This is a genomic window from Paraplanobispora takensis (assembly GCF_016863195.1).
Classification (GTDB): domain Bacteria; phylum Actinomycetota; class Actinomycetes; order Streptosporangiales; family Streptosporangiaceae; genus Planobispora; species Planobispora takensis.
In genome coordinates, this window is the sequence record NZ_BOOK01000055.1 from 1 (window position 1) to 16,097 (window position 16,097).

The window sequence follows — 16,097 nt, forward strand, 5'->3', positions numbered from 1 at the left end:
CTTTGCACTCATCGACTGAGTACTTCGGCGGCTCGAACCGGTGATCCCGGAACGACAGGGACATGGTTCCGGAGAAGTCCTCGATGGGACTGATCTCTTCGAAGATCTCTTCGAGACCCGACTGGGCCGGAACGTCCTTGCGCCCGGCCTGGCGAGCCGCCTCGACCCGCCCCTTCCACTTCTCGTTGCCGAGCAGCCAGTCAAAGGACTCGGTCTGCAGAGCGAGAAGGTCAGGAACTTCGAGCGGCTCCTGAATGCGCGCAAAAGACACGCGACGGGGACCAGCGGGTACGGCGGAGGCGTTGCGCGAGGCTGCCAACAGATGTCCTTCCGAGGGCTCGCGGCGGACTGACTACACGCACGCCAGACGACCATGCATCGGAGCACCAAAAGAAGCGGGTCGTCAAAGGGCAGCGCAAAGGGGCAGTGTAGCCGAACGGCACACGCCTGTCCACCCCAGTCTCGCTGCATGCTCCACGTTGGTCGCAGCATCGCCCGTCGGCGGCGAAACGTCAAGCCCGGAAGGCGACATTTCCACCGGCAAACCGCCGTGAAGCTGCGACTTCTTCCGCCGATCGACCCGTGCGCGCCACCGGATCCAGAACACTACCCCGGACTCGGAAACGGCTAACACCCGCCGCCCGACGGATCGGGCGCTGGCCGTTGCCCGACCCTCGCTCGACTGTCGCCATGCGGATCTACCCGCCCTCAAACCTTCTTCAAACGCAAGGTTTGCTAACAATTACATAACACGCCTCGCCCGGCCCGGAAATCACAAGGGCGGAGGGTTGCCCAGGAGAGTCGAGAGTTCGGACACCAGCCAGCGGGAGTCCACCCTGACCATCACCAGCCGGGCACGGCTCTGACCGACCTGGCGGCGGGGTTCGTCGCCGGGGCTCTCCCGCACCGTGCTCATGTCGACGAACAGCAGGACGTCGACCCGGTCGGGGCCGGCCGACTCCACGGCCGCCCCGGTGACCGTGGCCGACTGCACCGCCCGCTGCCGCCTCGCCTCCGGCGCCAGGCTCGCGGCCAGCCGCCTGTAGTGCCCGGTGAGCGCCCCGGTGGTGTATCCCCCGGCTCTGGCGAGGTCCTGTTCGATCGTGCGGTAGTCGTAGGACAGCATGCCCGGGGCCGCCGACCGGGCGGCCTCCAGCGCCTGCCGTCCCGCCTCCTCCCCGGACCGCAGCCGTTGCAGGTCCGCGAACATGACCCCGGCCGCCCCGGCCAGCACCAGCGCCACGACGGCCAGCGCCGCGGCGAGCAGCGGGAGGCCCCGCCGTACGGAAGGAAGCCGCGCGGCTCTCACGAGACCAGCTCCGCCTGCGACACGAGCCAGCCTCCCCCGGTCCTGGTGACCTCCATGCTCCAGCGGTAGAACCGCTCCCGGGGGGCCTCGCGGCTCCCCTCGGAAGAGACCACCGCGTCCCCGACCACCAGCACCCGGGCCGTGCCGTCCTCCAGGGAGACGAGCCCCACGGCGCGCAGGGCGCCCGTCTGCAGAACCTTGCCGGAGGTGGTCGTCTCCTTCAGGGTCGCGGCGTCACGGGCGTACTCGGCCCTGGCGGGGCCGGTGGAGGTGTCGAGGATGCGCCGGATGCCGGCGTCGACGGTGCGGTGATCGATCGAGAGCAGGCTCAGGGCGTGGTCTCCGGCCGCCCGCAGCGCCGCCCGGCGGTCTTCCTCGGCCGCGCGGGCCTCGCGCAGCTGCCCGCCCACCCAGAAGGCGGCCGCCGCGAGACAGACGGCCGACAGGCCCGCGAGCCAGGGCAGGAGCTTCCTCAGCACGGTTCGATCTTCCAGCTCGGCTGACACCGTCACGGTCGATCGCCGTCAACGATAGCGAACGCGGGCCGATCGTCACCGGCGGAGCATCGAACTCATCTCACGCCGTTGAGGTGCGCCGCGACGAGGCGGGGATACTCCTCCAGCCAGTTGCGGCCCCGGTCGTCCACGAAGGAGTTCGGCGGCGGGATGACGCCGTTGGCGGCCAGCCACTCCCCCGGCGCGCGCTGCGTCCGCCGGATCCGGTTCGCGCTCGGCATGAGCTGCGGCGGGATCGGGGGCAGACCGCCCGGGTCGTGGCCCAGCTGCGCCTCGGCCTCCAGCTCGGAGATGTCCTTCTCCTCCGACATGCCGATCGGGCCGTGCCTGCGCGCGTTGAGGAACTGGCGCACCACCGGTTCGTCGCTGGACAGCAGCATCTCGCGCGGCCCGAACATGATCAGCTCGCGCCGGAACAGCAGGCCGATGCTGTCGGGGACCGTGCGGGCGGTGTTGATGTCGTGCGTGACGATCAGGAACGTCGCCTCGATCTCCGCGTTGAGGTCCACGATCAGCTGGTTCAGGTAGGCCGTGCGGACCGGGTCGAGGCCGGAGTCGGGCTCGTCGAACAGGATGATCTCGGGGTCCAGGACCAGCGCCCTGGCCAGGCCCGCGCGTTTGCGCATGCCGCCGGAGATCTCCCCGGGGAGCTTGCCCTCGGCGCCGACGAGACCGACGAGGTCCATCTTCTCCATCACGATGCGACGGATCTCGGTCTCGTTCTTCTTGGTGTGCTCGCGCAGGGGGAAGGCGATGTTGTCGAAGAGGCTGAGGGACCCGAACAGGGCCCCGTCCTGGAACAGGACGCCGAACAGCCTGCGCAGCTCGTAGAGCGTGCTCTCACTGCAGTTTGCCAGGTCGTGGCCGTCGATCCAGATGTGGCCGCGGTCGGGCCGCAACAGGCCGACCAGGGACTTCAGGAAGACGGACTTGCCGGTGCCCGAGGGGCCGAGCAGGACGGAGATCTCCCCGGCGGGGAGCGTCAGCGTGACGTCCTCCCAGATGACCTGCCTGCCGAACGACTTGGTCAGGCCCTCCACCACGACTTCGACGCCCACGTGCCGCCCTCCAGAAGACCGGTGCACCCACCGTAGCGACGATCGCCCGAATCGGATGCGGTTCCAATACGATCCGGCGATCGTTACGACACGGTAATAAGACTTCCCGTCCAACAAGGGTCCGGCCCACTCCCGCCATGCGGAGGCCCGCCGGTGCCGCGGAAGGGCCCGGGAACGCGAAAAGAGCGGGCCACCGGCACCTGGTGGACCCGCTCTTCCCGGTGAAACGTCTTACTTGACGGTGACGGTGGCGCCGGCACCCTCGAGGGCGGCCTTGGCCTTCTCCGCCTGCTCCTTGTTGACCTTGCCGTCGAAGACCGGCTTCGGAGCGCCGTCGACCAGGTCCTTGGCCTCCTTGAGGCCCAGGCTCGTCAGGGCGCGGATCTCCTTGATGACCTGGATCTTCTTGTCACCGGCGGCCTCGAGGATGACGTCGAACTCGTCCTGCTCCTCAGCCTCCTCGCCACCACCGGCGGCACCGGCGGCGGCCGGAGCGGCGGCGACGGCGACCGGGGCGGCAGCCTTGACGTCGAAGGTCTCCTCGAAGAGCTTCACGAAGTCGGACAGCTCGAGGAGGGTCATCTCCTTGAAAGCGTCGAGGAGCTCGTCGGTGCTGAGCTTCGCCATGATTTCCTCCGTATGGATCTAACTAATGAAGAATTGGGACCGCGGTATGCATGCGCTAATCCCCTGGACCGCTCGCGCGGACCTACTCGCCGGCCTCCGCGCGCTTGGCGCGCAGAGCCTCGGCCAGCTGAGCCATGTTGGTGGGCAGCGCGTTGAAGACGGCGGCCGCGTGGCCCTGCTTCGCCTTCATGGCGCCGGCCAGCTTCGCGAGGAGGACCTCGCGCGACTCGAGGTCGGCAAGCTTGCTGATCTCGGCCGGGGTCATCGCCTTACCGTCGACGACACCGCCCTTGATGACCAGGAGGGGATTGGCCTTGGCGAAGTCACGCAGACTCTTGGCAGCCTCGACCACGTCGCCGTTGACGAACGCGATCGCCGACGGACCCGCGAGCAGGTCGTCGAGCTGGTTGATCCCGGCCTCGTTGGCCGCGATCTTGGTCAGCGTGTTCTTCACCACGGCGAACTTCGCATTCTCACCGAGGGAAACGCGCAGCTGCTTGAGCTGAGCGACGGTGAGACCGCGGTACTCGGTCAGAACGGCAGCGCCAGAGCTTTCGAAACTGCTCCGGAGCTCGGCTACGGCCGTCGCCTTTTCCGCCTTCGCCATGGGCCTCCTTCCAGATGTGCCGCCGGCAAAGGCCCATAAACGAGAACGAGCCCCGGCGCAGGCGCACGGGGCTCACAAGAGGACGGCACGTCCCGATGGAAGCTCACATCACACCTGCGCTGGCCGTCCACTGAATGCGGATCCTTCGGTCACCGGGCTATGAGGCCAGGTGACGACCGGCGGTCTTCGGCGTTGACAGCTTACGCGCTGTCCGGACACAAGCCAAATCGGCGTACGGCCTCGCGGACGAGCGGTCCGCGGGGCCGTACGGCTCGCCCCTCCGGGTGGCCCGGGGCGCGAGCCGTACGGGAAGGGTCAGTTCCCGCCGGTCCCGCCGGGGTTCTCCGGCAGGTCGCCCACCTGGTCGGCGGGCGGAGCGGTGATGGTCACCGGCTCGTTGAAGTCGCGGAACTGCGCGGCCATGGTGAACGTGGCACCCTGCTCGGACCCGCTCAGCGTGACCTTGCGGGGCAGGCTCTGGGCATCGGCCCACAGGTCGAACTTCACGTCCTTGGCCTTCGACAGCTGCTCCTGCACCTGCTCGCGTTCGGCGGGGTCGAGCAGCTGGACCGCCTCGTCCACCGGGAAGGTGCCGCTGTAGTGGGTGGTCTCCACCCCGTCGACCGTCTCGGTGCCGACCGCCTTGACGTCCTTGGAGGCGGTCAGCAGCTTGACCGTGCCGGCCAGGTCGAACTGCTGGGCCTGGGCCATGAATTCCTTGATCTGGGCCTGGTCGCCGGCGCCGAGGTCGGAGGCGGACACCTTGAGCCACGGCTTGCCGGTGCCGGCGAACTTGGTGAGCAGCTCGGACTTCACGTAGACCGTGTCGCCGAGCAGGATCGCCCGCGCCCCGCCGGGCACGTTGCGCCCGCCGAAGGAGATCACGTCCAGCGTGACGTCGGTCGCCAGTTCGGGCTTGCTCTGGTAGACCATGCTGCCCTGGATCTTGCCGGCGCCCTGCTCGCCGTCGGCGGCGTCCAGCACCAGGTCCGCGGAGTAGGAGGTGACCTCCTCAGCCTGCTGCGCGCTCTCCTGGACGGCCTCGGCGGCCGCCAGCTTCACGTTTCCCAGGGAACCGGCGCTCTGCGCGCCGCATCCCGCCACCGCGACCAGTGCGGCCGCTCCCAGTGCCACTGCGGGAGCCAATCGGCGCATCCGTCCTCACCCCTTCGTATCCCCCGATCACCTGTCTCCTCGAGACTATGTGCCCCCGGAAAACCGCGCGTCGTCCGAGAGAACGAAAAAGGCCTCGACCGAATGGCCATTCGGTCGAGGCCTCCGCGGTTGACGCCCGGGTATCAGGCGTCGAGCTCCGCGGTCATCGCACGGGTCACGTTCGGGTCGACCGGGATGCCGGGGCCCATGGACGTGGAGAACGTGATCTTCTTGAGGTAACGGCCCTTGGCCGCGGACGGCTTCAGACGCAGGACCTCGTCGAGGGCGGCGGCGTAGTTCTCGATGAGCTGACGCTCGCCGAAGGACACCTTGCCGATGATGAAGTGCAGGTTCGCGTGCCGGTCGACACGGAACTCGATCTTTCCGCCCTTGATGTCGGTGACGGCCTTGCCGACGGCCGGGGTCACGGTGCCGGTCTTGGGGTTCGGCATCAGACCACGCGGACCGAGCACGCGGCCCAGGCGGCCGACCTTGCCCATGAGGTCCGGGGTGGCGACGACGGCGTCGAAGTCGAGGCGGCCCTTGGCGACCTCGTCGATCAGCTCGTCGGCACCGACGATGTCGGCGCCCGCGGCGCGGGCCTCCTCGGCACGGTCACCGGTCGCGAAGACCAGGACCCGGGCGGTCTTACCGGTGCCGTGCGGGAGGTTGACGGTGCCACGGACCATCTGGTCCGCCTTGCGGGGGTCGACGCCCAGCCGCAGAGCGACCTCGACGGTCGCGTCGAACTTGGTGACGCTCGTCTCCTTGGCCAGCTTGGCCGCCTGGGCCGGGCTGTAGAGGTTCTCGCGGTCGACCTTGGCCGCGGCGTCGCGGTGTGACTTGCTGCGCTTCACTTGCTCACTCCTGATCTGAGTGTCCGTGGTGCGGGCCAGCGCCTGGCCCTTCCACTCGGTTCGAGGTCTGTGGTGCCGAGTGCCGCAGACGGCTAGTCGGCGATGGTGATGCCCATCGACCGGGCGGTGCCGGCGATGATCTTCTCGGCCGCCTCGATGTCGTTGGCGTTGAGGTCCTGCATCTTGGTCTCGGCGATCTGGCGCAGCTGCTCACGGGTGAGCTTGCCGACCTTGTCCTTCTGCGGGACGGCCGAGCCCTTCGCCACTCCGGCGGCCTTCTTGATCAGCTCAGGCGCCGGGGGCGTCTTCGTGATGAAGGTGAAGGAGCGGTCCTCGAAGATGGTGATCTCAACGGGGATGATGTTGCCGCGCTGGGCCTCGGTGGCAGCGTTGTACTGCTTCACGAAGTCCATGATGTTGACGCCGTGCGGACCGAGGGCGGTACCGACCGGCGGGGCGGGAGTGGCCTGGCCAGCGGGAAGCTGGACCTTGACCAGTGCCGCGATCTTCTTCTTAGGAGGCATGAGATTTTCTCCGGGTCCTCATCGGATTGATGCGGTCCCCCGCAGAGACGGGGAACATGTCGGAAGGCCGTGTTTCGCGAAACACGGCCACCGAACGTCTTAGTTTATGTGACGGGTCAGATCTTCGAGACCTGGTTGAACGACAGCTCGACCGGGGTCTCACGACCGAAGATCGACACGAGCACCTTGAGCTTCTGCGACTCTACGCTGATCTCGCTGACCGTCGCGGGCAGGGTGGCGAAGGGACCGTCCATGACCGTGACGGACTCGCCGACCTCGAAGTCGACGGTCGCCGTGGCGGCCTTGGCGGTGGTCTTCTTCGTCTCCTCGCTGGGCTCGGGGGCCAGCAGCTTGGCGACCTCGTCCACGCTCAGCGGGCTCGGCTTGTTCGACAGGCCGACGAAGCCGGTCACACCGGGAGTGTTGCGCACCGCGGACCACGACTCGTCGGTGAGCTCCATGCGGACCAGCACGTAACCCGGCAGCACGCGCTCCTTGACGAGCTGGCGCTTGCCGCTCTTCACCTCGGTCACGTGGTGGGTGGGCACCTCGACCTGGAAGATGTAGTCCTCCATGTTGAGGGACTGCGTGCGGGTCTCGATGTTGGCCTTCACGCGGTTCTCGTAGCCGGCGTAGGAGTGGATGACGTACCACTCGCCGTAGAGGCCGCGCAGGTGGCGCTTGAACTCCTCGACCGGGTCGACGTCGGGCAGGACGTCACCGTCCTCGTCGACGACGGCGGCCGGGACCTGCTCGGCCTCGTCATCGTCGTCGGTGTCGGCGTCCGCCTCGTCGTCGGTGTCGGCGTCGGTCTCGAAATCGGCCTCGGCGTCGACGTCCGTCTCGACGTCGGTCTCACCGGACTCGTCGAACGAATCCTCCGCGGCGTCGATGGCCTCTTCCGGCCCGCCCTCCCACTCTTCGCGGGACTCGCCGGCCGGCTGTGAAGACTCGGACACGGTGGCTCTTTCTCTTTTCCTCGGTGGGCTGACTGGACTTGCGGAGGGAATGGGCTCACGGCGGGAGAGCCCGCCGTCCGCCGCCTCAGGATCCGCCGAAGATCCTCAGCACGCCCTCGGTGAACAGCGCATCGAGCCCGGACACGATCCCGACCAGGATCAAAACGAAGACCAGGACGATGATCGTGTAAGAAATGAGTTCCTTGCGCGTCGGCCAGATGACCTTACGCAGCTCGGCGACAACCTGCCGGTAGAAAAGGGCGGGAGAAGTGCGCTTGGACTTCTTCTCACCGCTCGGCTTGTCTGCGGTTTCGCCGCGCGTGTCGATCGCCACAGTCCTCACCTGATCCGTCGTATCCAACGCATATCCGCGGCGCGCTAGACGCCCTGATGCGCGGACCGCTCCTCGCAGGGCACGAGGGACTCGAACCCCCAACCGCCGGTTTTGGAGACCGGTGCGCTACCAATTGCGCTAGTGCCCTAAGACATGAACCACCATACCTCGGTTGACCCGAAGTTTGTCCCTGGCTCATCGGCCCCGCCCGCCGATCACGCACTCGGCGGCGAGGCCACGCCGGAGTCTACGTGGGAATGGCCGCCACGTCGAACTGGAAACCGATCCCGCAGGTCACGAACTTTCCAAGCCCCCACCGCCGCGGACCCGCCGGGGCGTCCGGATGCTGGATACCCACCGGAACACGACGGCCGGTCTGTAACCATGGACGCATGACCCGTCCTCGCATCTCCGCGCGCATCTCCGCGATCTCCGAGTCCGCCACTCTCGCCGTCGACGCCAAGGCCAAGGCGATGAAGGCGGCGGGCCGTCCGGTCATCGGCTTCGGCGCCGGCGAGCCGGACTTCCCGACTCCCGACTACATCGTCGAGGCCGCCGTCGAGGCCTGCCGGACCCCGAGGTTCCACAAGTACACCCCGGCCGGCGGTCTTCCCGAGCTCAAGCAGGCCATCGCCGACAAGACCCTGCGCGACTCCGGCTACCGGGTCGACGCGGCCCAGGTGCTGGTCACCAACGGCGGCAAGCAGGCCGTCTACGAGGCCTTCGCCACGCTGCTGGACCCGGGCGACGAGGTCCTGGTGGTCGCGCCGTACTGGACGACCTACCCCGAGGCGATCAAGCTGGCCGGCGGCGTCCAGGTCGACGTCGTGACCGACGAGACCACCGGCTACCTCGCGAGCGTCGAGCAGCTGGAGGCCGCCCGCACCGAGCGCACCAAGGTCCTGCTGTTCGTCTCCCCGTCCAACCCGACCGGCGCGGTCTACGCGCCGGAGCAGGTGGAGGCGATCGGCCGCTGGGCCGCCGAGCACGACCTGTGGGTCGTCACCGACGAGATCTACGAGCACCTCACCTACGGCGACGCCGGTTTCGCGAGCATCGCCACCGTCGTGCCCGAGCTGGGTGACAGGGTCGTCGTGCTGAACGGCGTCGCCAAGACCTACGCGATGACCGGCTGGCGGGTGGGCTGGCTGATCGGCCCCAAGGACGTGGTCAAGGCCGCGACCAACCTCCAGTCGCACGCCACCTCCAACGTCTCCAACGTCGCGCAGGCCGCCGCCCTGGCCGCCGTCACCGGCGACCTGTCGGCCGTGGAGCGCATGCGCGAGGCCTTCGACCGCCGCCGCCAGGCCATGGTCCGGATGCTCAACGAGATCCCGGGCGTGCTCTGCCCCGAGCCGAAGGGCGCGTTCTACGCATACCCCTCGGTCAAGCAGCTGCTGGGCAAGGAGTTCGGCGGCAGGCGCCCGCAGACCTCCGCCGAGCTGGCCGAGATCATCCTTGAGGAGGCCGAGGTCGCGCTCGTTCCCGGCGAGGCGTTCGGCACCCCGGGATACTTCCGCCTGTCCTACGCCCTCGGCGACGACGACCTGGCCGAAGGCGTCAGCCGGGTCGCCAAGTTCCTGGCCGACGCCCGCTGACCCGGCGACCGGCCGCCCTCTCGCGGTCCGGGGCCCTGGCCGCGCACGCGGACGCGGACGGCCCCGGACGGGCCGCCGGTCGTCCCCCCGGCGCTCCCCCCGGTCCCGTCAGTCGTCGTCGTACTCGTCCTCGGGCCCGGACTCGGCCACGCCCTGCAGCGCGTGCTCCACGGCTTCCCCCAGGCCGGTCGTGCGTCCCAGTTCGAGGAGGCGGTCGTACTCCTTGTCGTCCGTACGGCCGCGCAGCCTCTCCTCCGAGCCCTCCAGCAGACCGGCGAGGATCGGCGCGCGGCACGGCGGCAGGGCGGCCTCTTCGCGGGCCACGGCGGCGGCGCCGAGCAGTCTGATCGCCAGAGCGTCGTTCCCGTCGCCCTCCGCGATCACCCCGAAGGTCTCGATCCCCTCGACGAGGCACATGTCGTCGCCGAACAGCCGGGCGCCGCGCATGGACTCCCGGGCGGCCGCGGCGGCCACCGGAGTGTTGCCGAGCAGGTGCTCGGCCTGGGCCAGGAGCAGGTCGAGGCGGGCCAGGGTCCAGTAGTCGCCGCAGGAGGCGCACAGGTCGCGCCCCTCGTGCAGGACCGACACCGCCTCCTCGTGCCGGTCGGCGGACATCAGCGCGGTGGCCACGACGACGTAGGTGGGCAGGAAGCCCGGGAAGACGTCGCCGGCCGAGCGGTGGCGCATCCGGGCGTCCTTGATGAACCGCATCGCCTCGGCCAGCTCGCCCCTGGCCATGGCCAGGTGGGCGTGGAAATGGCTGACGTAGGCGGTGGAGTCCCAGCCGGCGACCCCGGTGTCGCACTCGGCGAGGGCGCGCTCGGCGCCCTCGATGTCGCCGCGCTGGATCGCCATCCAGGCGTAGACCCACAGCGCCTTGTTCCGCTCGGTGCCCGGCTCGCGCTCCAGCTCCAGGCCGCGCTGCAGCAGGGAGTATCCGACGGCGTGCCTGCCGCAGCAGATCCACAGGAACCACAGGAAGGAGACCAGTTCGAGGCCCCGGCGGCGGTCCTCCGGCCGGTCGTAGCAGTAGTCGACGGCCTGGCGCAGATTGGTCAGGTCGGGTGCCAGCCGGCGGTACCAGGTGAGCTGGTCGTCCTTCCAGCTCTGCGCCGCGCGGGCGGCGAGGTCGAAGAAGAAGTCACGGTGGCGGCGCCGCGCCTGGCAGGTCTCGCCCAGCTCGGCCAGCCGGGCGGCGCCGAACCCCCGGACGGTGCCGAGCAGGCGGTAGCGGGCGCCGCGCGGGCTCCCCTCCCGGGTCAGGACGGACCTGTCGGTCAGCCCGTTCAGGGCGTCGAGGACCTGCCCGGCCGAGAGGTCGCCGGCGCCGCAGACGCTCTGCGCGGCCTCGGCGTCGAAGCACTCGGAGAAGACCGACATCCGGGCCCACACCAGGCGCTCCTCGGGGCCGCACAGCTCGTAGCTCATGCCGAGCGCGCCGCACAGGGAGGCGTGGCGCCTGGGGGACATCCCGGAGGACGCGCAGCCGGAGAATCCCGGTTCGCGGCCGGCGGGGTGCGGATAGTCCCTGAACGGGTCGGACGGGCCGGCGAACAGGTCGGCCACGGCGGGGTCGGGGGTCTCGGCCACCAGCTCGATCGCCAGCGGGAGGTTGTCCAGCCGCCGGCAGATCTCGGCCGGGTCGGTCCCCGCGAGCCTGTCCCCGGCGAGCGTGACGAGCAGGTCGACGGCGTCGGCGGTGGACAGTCCGCCGATCGGGTAGACGTGCTCGTGCGGGAAGCCCAGCCGCTGCCTGCTGGTGGCCAGGACGTGCAGCCCCTCGACCTCCCGCAGGAGGTGGTCCACGAGGATGCCCGCGGTGTGGGCGACGCGGTCGCAGCCGTCCAGGACGACCAGGCCGGGGTTGGCCGACAGCTCGGCGACCACCCGCTCCACCGGCCTCCCCGGCCGCCGGTGGGCGCCGATCGCGCCGGCGACGGTCTCGGTCAGGGCCATGAGGTCGTCCGGCGTCTCGGAGACGTCGACGATGCGGACGTATCCCGGCGACTCGCGCTCCAGCGGTTCGGCCAGGCGCATCGCGAGGCGGGTCTTGCCCGCTCCGGCGGCGCCGGTCAGCGTGACATGGCGGGCCCTGCCGAGCAGGCCGCAGATGTCAGCCAGCTCCGCCTGCCTGCCGACGAAGACGTCCGCTTCCATAACAGCCCCGGCGTCGTCCCAACTGTGCGTGTACTTACCGTCGCACGGACGCACGTGCGCGTGGAAGCCCGTTGGGAAATTTCCCTCGTTCCTTGACGATTCCCGACGGCCCTTCCCCGCACCCGGTCTGTGCGTCCGGCGGCGGTACGGCTCCCGCCGGGCGGGAGCCGTACCGCCGCCGTTCCCCGTCTCCCGGAGACGGCCCGATCACCTGCCGGGGACGACCCCTTCGACGATCTCCTTCAGCTCCGCCTCGGCCTTCTCCTGACCGAGCCGTGCGTAGTAGTCGGGGCTCATCATGACCTCGATCGCCAGCCCCGCACCCTCGGTCCAGACGGCGGTGGGGGTGCCGCCCTCCTCGATCCGCCCCACGGACTCGCCCGCGCGGACGATGTAGACCCGCTCGCCCCCGATCTCCACGGGCCTGGCGCCCTGGTCGCGGTAGCCCTTCATCCGCCTGCCCAGCTCGGTCGCCGCCTGCCCCCGGTAGACGACGGCCTGGACGCTGTACATGCCGGGCTCCAGACCGGCCTCCTGCCACCAGGTGCTGTAGCTGGTCTTGCCGAAGCCGTCCTTGACCGACCCCTCGCCCCACTGCAGGCCCTCGGGCAGGTAGGTGAACTCCACGCCGCCGAACCTGCGGCCGTCGCCCAGGTCTCCCAGGTCGTTCGGGATGCTCGGCTCGTCCCCAGGGCCGGGGTCCTCCGTCGGGTCCGGATCCGCCGTCGGGTCCGGGTTCTCCGTCGGGCCGGGCGGGGCGGAGGTCAGCAGGACGACGTGCCCCCGCGCGACCTTCTCCCCGGCCGCCGGGGTCTGCTGCACCACCAGGTCCCCCTCCCCCCCGGCACCTTCGACCTGCGCCTCGAGCCCGGCCGCCTCCAGCACGACCAGCGCCTTCTGCGCGTGCAGGCCGACGACGTCCGGGACCGTCACGTCCCGCACGACCGCGACCTCGGTGCCCCGGCCGGGCTGCGCGGCCGGGCCGGGCGCGGTGGCGGCCGGGCCGGCGTTCAGCGACAGGTACACCGGGACCGCCCCGGCGACGGCGGCGGTGGCCAGCGCGACGCCCGCCGTACGAAACCGGAGGCGGTGCGCCCGGTTGCGGCGGCGGATCGCCCCGCCCATCGCCGGCGTGGCGCGCACCCCCGCGACGTGCGCCTCCATCGCCTCCGCCAGTTCCTCTTCAAGCCTCATCCCAGCACCCCTTCCCGCGGGCCCATGCGTTCGCGAATCCTGGCCAGCCCCCGTGCGGCCTGGCTCTTCACGGTCCCCGCCGAGCAGCCCATGAGCGCGGCCGTCTCGTTCTCCGACAGGTCCTCCCAGTAGCGCAGCACCAGCACCGCGCGCATCCGCGCGGGCAGCCGGCGCAGCTCCTCCACCAGCTCCTCGCGCAGCTCCACGTCGGGAGAGGCGGCCGGGGTGTCCGGCGGCCTGGCGAAGGTGATCTCCTGGATCACCCGGCGCCTGCGCGCGGCACTGATCGCGGCGTTGACCACGACCCTGCGGGCGTAGGACTCGGGGTTGTCGTGCCGGATCCGGCTCCAGTGCCGGTAGACCTTCTCCAGCGCGTTCTGCACCAGGTCCTCGGCGTCGTGCTGCGACGCACCGCAGACCAGGATCGCGGTGCGCAGCAGCGCCGTACTCCGTGCGGCCAGGAACTCGTCGAAGGCCGCCTCGTCTTCTTCCGTCATCAGCGAGGTCCCCTTTCACCCTCCCCAACGCACGGACGCGCCACCGGGTTGAGAGCCGAATTCACCGCGGTGCGCCGAGGGTACGGCACCATATGGAAATGCCACGTCCGCTCCGCGATCTGCCCAAGGCCCACCTGCACCTGCACTTCACCGGCTCGATGCGCCACTCCACGCTGGTGGAGCTGGCCGACGGGTACGGCCTGCATCTCCCCGACGCGTTGAAGGAGGACTGGCCGCCCAGGCTCCGGGCCACCGACGAGCGGGGCTGGTTCCGCTTCCAGCGGCTCTACGACATCGCGCGGTCGGTGCTGCGGCGGCCCGGCGACCTCTACCGGCTGATGCGGGAGACCGCCGAGGACGAGGCGTCCGAGGGGTCGGGCTGGCTGGAGATCCAGGTGGACCCGTCGGGATACGCCCAGCGCTTCGGCGGGCTCACGGCCACGATGGAGCTGATGCTCGACGCGGTGGACCGGGCCGCCGAGCACGCCGGGATCGGGATCGCGGTCGTGGTGGCCGCCAACCGGACCCGGCACCCGCTGGACGCCAGGACGCTCGCCCGCCTGGCGGTGCAGTACATGGACCGGGGCGTGGTCGGGTTCGGCCTGTCCAACGACGAGCGCCGGGGCCGGGCCCGCGAGTTCGACCGGGCCTTCCGGATCGCCAGGGGCGCGGGGCTGCTGGCCGTGCCGCACGGCGGGGAGCTGCTGGGCCCGGCGAGCGTGGCCGAGTGCGTGGAGGAGCTGGGCGCCGACCGGCTGGGGCACGGGGTGCGGGCCGCGGAGTCGCCCCGGCTGATGGAGTTGCTCGCCGAGCGGCGGATCACGTGCGAGGTCTGCCCGATGTCGAACGTCGGACTCGGGGTGGCCGAGCGTCCCGGGGACGTGCCGCTGCGGCGGCTGTTCGAGGCGGGGGTGCCGATCGCGCTGGGCGCCGACGACCCGCTGCTGTTCGGCTCGCGGTTGCTGGACCAGTACGAGCTGGCCAGGGGGACGCACGGGTTCGGCGACGCGGAGGTGGCCGAGCTGGCCCGGCAGTCGATCCGGGGCTCGGCGGCGCCCGAGACGGTGCGCAAGGAGCTGTTGCGGGGAGTGGACGACTGGCTGGCGTCCGGTGTCCCGCCGGAGCCGGCGAGCTGAGGGACTGTATCGACGGACCGGTGGAGTCCGACGGCGGCGCTCAGCGGACCGATTCGGCGATCTCCCGGGCGCGGTCGAGGTCGGCGGGTCCCTCCAGGCGCAGGCCGACCTGGCCGCGCTGCCAGATGAGGGTAGGGCCGGACAAACGGGACTCCACCTCGGGCCCGCCCGCTCTGGGCCGGTAGGTCAAAGCGTGCTTGGCCGGGATCCACCAGGCGTGCGAGTTCCCGACCACGGTCTCCTCCGGCCAGGGCTCGCCCAGGTCCTTGCGGAAGACGATGTCGAGCGTGCCGTCGTACTGGTCCAGCCTGACGCCGGGCCACAGCATCGACACCACCCTGCCGCCGTCGCCGACCCTGACGTCCTGCGGCTCACCCAGCGCCGCCGGGACCCCGAGGGGGAAGGCGACCCGCTCGCGCGCCTGCTGCAGCGTGACCCGCTCCTCCCCCGGCAACGGGCTCGGCATCCCGGACGGCAGCGGCCCCGGCTCCCCGCCGATCCGCAGCTCGATCCCGGCGAACCTGAGGATCTCGGCCACGGCGGCCCGTCCCACGGGAGTGGCGCCGAAGAACAACGCGACCATGACGGCCACCACCGCCACCACGACGCGCCGCCGTACCCGGGCGCCGGGCCGCGCCGTACGCCCCGCCCGCCGTACCGGCGCCGGAGGGAAACCCCGTGGACGACGGGAGCCCGGTGCGGGCCGGGACGGGCCTGAGCCCGGGGAGGCCCGGCCGGGCGCATCCGGATCGGCCGGCGCGGACTCCCCGGAGCCGGAGGACCCGGGATCGGGGGAAGCCGGGTCCGGCGCGGCGCCCTCGGAGCCGGGACCGGGGGGAGCGGTTTGCGGGGAGGGGGGGAGGGGGTGGCGTTGGGCGGCGGGGAGGGCTTCGAGGCGGGCGCGTACGGCGGCCGCCACGTCGGCGGGGGGTGGGACGGGGACGTCGAGGGACTCGCCGAGGGCGAGGAGGCCGGACTCCAGGTCGTCGGGCTCGTCAGGTGAGGTCACGGTCCACCTCCTCACGCAGACGGGCCAGGCCGCGGGAGGTCCGCGACTTGACGGTGCCGACCGGGATGCCGAGCACCTGGGCGGTCTCGGCCTCCGACAGCTGTAGGAAGTACCTGCAGACGACCGGGTGACGTTCCCGCTCGGGAAGCGTACGCACCGCCTCCAGCAGCCGGGTACGGCGGTCGGTGGTCACGGCGGCGTCCTCGGGCCCCTCGGCCTCGGGCGGGTCGAGGTCGGTGAGCTTGCCGGCGAGGTCGGCGCGGCGCCCGCGCGAGCGCGTCAGGTTGTGGGTCTCGTTGGCGACGATCCGCAGCAGCCAGGGCCGGAAGGGGGCGTCGCGGCGGAAGCCGGCCAGGTGGCGGTAGGCCTTGACGAAGGCCTCCTGGACCACGTCCTCGGCCTCGTCCCCGGCGCCGAGCATCGCGGCGGTGCGGTGCGCGAGCATGCTGTAGCGGGTGACCAGCACCTCGTAGGCGGACAGGTCACCGGCCAGGGAGCGGGCGATCGCCTCGTCGTCGTCCGTCTGGACTCCTTCGGATGTCCTGACAGATTTCACCGCAT

Annotated in this window: 18 protein-coding genes and 1 tRNA gene; 2 read left to right on the plus strand and 17 right to left on the minus strand. The window is 70.6% G+C overall.

Annotated features, from left to right (window positions below; genetic code table 11):
• From Pta02_RS33150 to Pta02_RS33205, 12 genes are all read right to left on the minus strand, one after another.
• A partial coding sequence (locus tag Pta02_RS33150; protein ID WP_203878947.1) for a hypothetical protein occupies window positions 1-319 on the minus strand: 319 nt, incomplete at its 3' end.
• Between the two features lie 453 nt (window positions 320-772).
• Window positions 773-1,309 (minus strand): Rv1363c family protein, encoded by a 537-nt coding sequence (locus tag Pta02_RS33155; protein WP_239131423.1) that lies wholly within the window; start codon window positions 1,307-1,309, stop codon window positions 773-775.
• On the minus strand, window positions 1,306-1,788 hold the full coding sequence (locus tag Pta02_RS33160; protein ID WP_239131424.1) for an Rv1363c family protein: 483 nt from the start codon (window positions 1,786-1,788) through the stop codon (window positions 1,306-1,308). Before Pta02_RS33160 ends, Pta02_RS33155 begins: the two co-directional genes overlap by 4 nt.
• A 92-nt stretch (window positions 1,789-1,880) precedes the next feature.
• Entirely contained in the window at window positions 1,881-2,882 is a 1,002-nt protein-coding gene (locus tag Pta02_RS33165) for an ABC transporter ATP-binding protein (RefSeq protein WP_203878948.1), read from the minus strand.
• A 231-nt stretch (window positions 2,883-3,113) separates the two neighbouring features.
• A complete protein-coding gene (gene rplL, locus Pta02_RS33170) occupies window positions 3,114-3,509 on the minus strand; it encodes a 50S ribosomal protein L7/L12 (RefSeq protein WP_203878949.1) in 396 nt (131 codons plus the stop codon).
• Between the two features lie 82 nt (window positions 3,510-3,591).
• Window positions 3,592-4,116, minus strand: coding sequence for a 50S ribosomal protein L10 (gene rplJ / locus Pta02_RS33175; protein ID WP_203878950.1), 525 nt, complete (start codon window positions 4,114-4,116; stop codon window positions 3,592-3,594).
• A 315-nt stretch (window positions 4,117-4,431) separates the two neighbouring features.
• Window positions 4,432-5,271: an SCO4651 family lipoprotein gene (locus Pta02_RS33180; RefSeq protein WP_203878951.1), complete on the minus strand. Its 840-nt coding sequence runs from the start codon at window positions 5,269-5,271 to the stop codon at window positions 4,432-4,434.
• Window positions 5,272-5,414: 143 nt separating this feature from the next.
• On the minus strand, window positions 5,415-6,128 hold the full coding sequence (gene rplA / locus Pta02_RS33185; protein WP_203878952.1) for a 50S ribosomal protein L1: 714 nt from the start codon (window positions 6,126-6,128) through the stop codon (window positions 5,415-5,417).
• Between the two features lie 92 nt (window positions 6,129-6,220).
• Complete coding sequence (rplK, locus tag Pta02_RS33190) at window positions 6,221-6,652, minus strand: 50S ribosomal protein L11 (RefSeq protein ID WP_203878953.1); 432 nt, start codon at window positions 6,650-6,652, stop codon at window positions 6,221-6,223.
• Window positions 6,653-6,768: 116 nt separating this feature from the next.
• Entirely contained in the window at window positions 6,769-7,611 is an 843-nt protein-coding gene (gene nusG, locus Pta02_RS33195; RefSeq protein ID WP_203878954.1) for a transcription termination/antitermination protein NusG, read from the minus strand.
• 85 nt (window positions 7,612-7,696) lie between these two features.
• Window positions 7,697-7,945: a preprotein translocase subunit SecE gene (secE, locus tag Pta02_RS33200; protein WP_203878955.1), complete on the minus strand. Its 249-nt coding sequence runs from the start codon at window positions 7,943-7,945 to the stop codon at window positions 7,697-7,699.
• 75 nt (window positions 7,946-8,020) lie between these two features.
• Window positions 8,021-8,093: transfer RNA gene (locus Pta02_RS33205), tRNA-Trp, on the minus strand.
• A gap of 244 nt (window positions 8,094-8,337) precedes the next feature.
• Here Pta02_RS33205 and Pta02_RS33210 point away from each other — a divergent pair.
• Complete coding sequence (locus Pta02_RS33210) at window positions 8,338-9,543, plus strand: pyridoxal phosphate-dependent aminotransferase (RefSeq protein WP_203878956.1); 1,206 nt, start codon at window positions 8,338-8,340, stop codon at window positions 9,541-9,543.
• A gap of 108 nt (window positions 9,544-9,651) precedes the next feature.
• Here Pta02_RS33210 and Pta02_RS33215 read toward each other — a convergent pair whose 3' ends face one another.
• From Pta02_RS33215 to Pta02_RS33225, 3 genes are all read right to left on the minus strand, one after another.
• Window positions 9,652-11,700 carry an ATP-binding protein gene (locus tag Pta02_RS33215; RefSeq protein ID WP_203878957.1) on the minus strand — a complete coding sequence of 683 codons (2,049 nt, stop codon included), beginning with the start codon at window positions 11,698-11,700 and terminating at the stop codon, window positions 9,652-9,654.
• 207 nt (window positions 11,701-11,907) lie between these two features.
• A complete protein-coding gene (locus tag Pta02_RS42085) occupies window positions 11,908-12,894 on the minus strand; it encodes a PASTA domain-containing protein (RefSeq protein WP_203878958.1) in 987 nt (328 codons plus the stop codon).
• Entirely contained in the window at window positions 12,891-13,391 is a 501-nt protein-coding gene (locus tag Pta02_RS33225; RefSeq protein ID WP_203878959.1) for a SigE family RNA polymerase sigma factor, read from the minus strand. Before Pta02_RS33225 ends, Pta02_RS42085 begins: the two co-directional genes overlap by 4 nt.
• Window positions 13,392-13,483: 92 nt before the next feature.
• Here Pta02_RS33225 and Pta02_RS33230 point away from each other — a divergent pair, with 92 nt between their 5' ends.
• Window positions 13,484-14,527 (plus strand): adenosine deaminase, encoded by a 1,044-nt coding sequence (locus Pta02_RS33230; RefSeq protein ID WP_373872428.1) that lies wholly within the window; start codon window positions 13,484-13,486, stop codon window positions 14,525-14,527.
• A gap of 40 nt (window positions 14,528-14,567) precedes the next feature.
• On the opposite strand, the gene Pta02_RS33235 is transcribed toward Pta02_RS33230, so the two are convergent.
• A complete protein-coding gene (locus Pta02_RS33235; protein WP_203878961.1) occupies window positions 14,568-15,536 on the minus strand; it encodes a hypothetical protein in 969 nt (322 codons plus the stop codon).
• Window positions 15,523-16,092: an RNA polymerase sigma factor gene (locus Pta02_RS33240; protein WP_203878962.1), complete on the minus strand. Its 570-nt coding sequence runs from the start codon at window positions 16,090-16,092 to the stop codon at window positions 15,523-15,525. Before Pta02_RS33240 ends, Pta02_RS33235 begins: the two co-directional genes overlap by 14 nt.
• Window positions 16,093-16,097 lie beyond the last annotated feature (5 nt).

What these genes read in the sequence shown, in the direction of transcription:
- Pta02_RS33215 (WP_203878957.1), bottom strand. Translation starts at nt 11,700, where the DNA reads ATGGAAGCGGACGTCTTCGTCGGCAGGCAGGCGGAGCTGGCTGACATC.
- Pta02_RS33210 (WP_203878956.1), top strand. Translation starts at nt 8,338, where the DNA reads ATGACCCGTCCTCGCATCTCCGCGCGCATCTCCGCGATCTCCGAGTCC.
- rplL (WP_203878949.1), bottom strand. Translation starts at nt 3,509, where the DNA reads ATGGCGAAGCTCAGCACCGACGAGCTCCTCGACGCTTTCAAGGAGATG.
- Pta02_RS33225 (WP_203878959.1), bottom strand. Translation starts at nt 13,391, where the DNA reads ATGACGGAAGAAGACGAGGCGGCCTTCGACGAGTTCCTGGCCGCACGG.
- Pta02_RS33180 (WP_203878951.1), bottom strand. Translation starts at nt 5,271, where the DNA reads ATGCGCCGATTGGCTCCCGCAGTGGCACTGGGAGCGGCCGCACTGGTC.
- rplJ (WP_203878950.1), bottom strand. Translation starts at nt 4,116, where the DNA reads ATGGCGAAGGCGGAAAAGGCGACGGCCGTAGCCGAGCTCCGGAGCAGT.
- rplK (WP_203878953.1), bottom strand. Translation starts at nt 6,652, where the DNA reads ATGCCTCCTAAGAAGAAGATCGCGGCACTGGTCAAGGTCCAGCTTCCC.
- Pta02_RS33230 (WP_373872428.1), top strand. Translation starts at nt 13,484, where the DNA reads ATGGAAATGCCACGTCCGCTCCGCGATCTGCCCAAGGCCCACCTGCAC.
- Pta02_RS42085 (WP_203878958.1), bottom strand. Translation starts at nt 12,894, where the DNA reads ATGAGGCTTGAAGAGGAACTGGCGGAGGCGATGGAGGCGCACGTCGCG.